This window comes from Nocardia sienata NBRC 100364, from assembly GCF_001613205.1.
Classification (GTDB): Bacteria; Actinomycetota; Actinomycetes; order Mycobacteriales; family Mycobacteriaceae; genus Nocardia; species Nocardia sienata.
This window is the reverse complement of the sequence record NZ_BDBX01000025.1, coordinates 1-1529: the sequence shown is the minus strand read 5'-3', so window position 1 is coordinate 1529 and position 1529 is coordinate 1. Positions and strand designations below refer to the sequence as shown.

Annotated in this window: 1 protein-coding gene; it reads right to left on the bottom strand. The window is 67.6% G+C overall.

The features are described 5' to 3' along the window. Nucleotides 1-146: 146 nt before the first annotated feature. Nucleotides 147-1499, bottom strand: coding sequence for a DUF445 domain-containing protein (locus NS4_RS15730; RefSeq protein WP_084487338.1), 1353 nt, complete (start codon nucleotides 1497-1499; stop codon nucleotides 147-149). Between the last annotated feature and the right edge of the window lie 30 nt (nucleotides 1500-1529).

The window sequence follows — 1529 nt, the reverse complement described above, 5'->3', positions numbered from 1 at the left end:
GAGGCCTGAACGGCGGGACGGGCCTCGACCCTTTATAGGCCTCGTAAAACTCGGCACCGAGAGGGCGGCCGCTGTTCGTGAGGGCGCTCAGACGCCAGGTCACCCGAGCGGTCGAGTCGTTTGTATCCGGCCTGCGCGAAAGCCGGTCACCCCCCGAACATCACCTGCGAGACCGTATAGATCGCCAACCCCGCCAGACTGCCCACCACCGTGCCGTTGATCCGGATGAACTGCAGGTCGCGCCCCACCTGGACTTCGATCTTCTTACTGGCCTCCTCCGCGTCCCAGCGGGCGACCGTATCGCTGACGATGGTGGCGATCTCGTCGGCGTAGTTGGCGGCCAGGTAGCGGGCGCCGCGCTCGATCCAGCCGTCGACCTTGGCTCGGGTCTCGGTATCGTCGCGCAGCCGTTCGCCCAGCTGCTGGACATTTTCGGCGACCTTGCGGCGCAGGGTGCTGTTCGGGTCGTCGGCGGATTCGAGGATCAGGCGTTTGGCGGCCCGCCAGGTCGCTTCGGCGAGGCCGGTGATCTCCTCCCGGCCCATGATCTCGGTTTTGATCCGCTCGGCCTTGGCGATCATCATCTCGTCGTATTGCAGGTCGTGGGCGAAATCCTCCAGGAAGCGGTTGGCGGCCAGGCGGACCTCGTGATCAGGGGTGGAGCGCACCTTCCAGGTGAACTCGACCAGTTCCCGGTACACCTTCTCCGACAGCAGGACGTTCACGAATTTCGGCGCCCACTGCGGCGCCTCCCCGTTGACGATCCGGTCGATCGTCTCCTGGCTGCCGAGCGCCCACTGGTGGGCGCGTTCGGCGAGCAGATCCAGCAGCGGCAGCTGCCGGTTGTCGGCCAGCAGTTCGGTCAGGACACGGCCGATCGGCGGCCCCCACAGCGGTTCGGCGATCCGCTTCACGATGGTGTTGTCGATGACCTGTTCGACATCCTCGTCGCGCAGCACCCCCACGACGGCGCGCAGAATCGTCGAACTCTCGTCGGCCACCCGGGCCGCGTTACCGGGCGCGGCCATCCAGCGCCCGATCCGCCACGGGATCTGCGCGGAGTTCACCTTCGCGGTGACCACCTCCGGGGACAGGAAGTTGGTGCCCACGAAATTGCCGAGGCTGGCCCCGAGCTGATCCTTCTTCCGGCGGATGATCGCGGTGTGCGGGATCGGCAGGCCCAGCGGATGCCGGAACAGCGCCGTCACCGCGAACCAGTCGGCCAGCGCACCGACCATCCCCGCCTCGGATGCCGCCCGCACATACCCGACCCAGTCGCCGGCGCTGCCGCTCGACTCCAGCCACCGGCACACCAGGTAGATCACCGTCGCCACGGCCAGCAGGCCGGTGGCGACGGCCTTCATCCGCCACAGGTCGCGTCGTTTGGCCGCGTCATCGGTGAGGGTCGCGAACACGCCCGGCGGTTCCGCCTGCCCGCCGGGGGCGGTCGTCCGGGGAGCGGAATCGAGCACCGCACTACTACCGGTCGGTTTCTGCATACCTCCATTCTGCTGTGTTTATTCGCGGCG